The following is a 381-nucleotide window of genomic DNA, read 5'->3' as shown; positions in this document are numbered from 1 at the left end:
GACGCTGATCAACGACACGCTGTATCACGCGGTCGCGCGCCACCTGTACGGCTCGTCGGCCGAGCCGGCGCCCCACGAGGCAATCGAGGGTCTCGAGCACGTCGACAAGGTGATCAACGTCGACCAGTCGCCGATCGGCCGCACGCCGCGCTCGAACCCGGCCACCTACACGGGCCTGTTCACCCCGATCCGCGAGCTGTTCTCGGGCGTGCCGACCGCGAAGGAGCGCGGCTACGATCCGGGCCGCTTCTCGTTCAACGTGAAGGGCGGCCGCTGCGAGTCGTGCCAGGGCGACGGCGTGCTGAAGGTCGAGATGCACTTCCTGCCGGACGTCTACGTGCCGTGCGACGTGTGCCACGGCAAGCGCTACAACCGCGAAAC

1 pseudogene is annotated in these 381 nt (G+C 68.2%); it reads left to right on the top strand.

What is annotated here, in order from left to right:
* Positions 1–381, top strand: a pseudogene (locus SB765_RS28230) (excinuclease ABC subunit UvrA); the annotation flags it as partial.

It is taken from the genome of Pseudomonas sp. SIMBA_067 (genome assembly GCF_046534675.1).
Lineage (GTDB): Bacteria > Pseudomonadota > Gammaproteobacteria > Pseudomonadales > Pseudomonadaceae > Aquipseudomonas > Aquipseudomonas putida.
The sequence above is the reverse complement of the archived record's forward strand: the minus strand, read 5'-3'. Positions and strand labels throughout refer to the sequence as shown.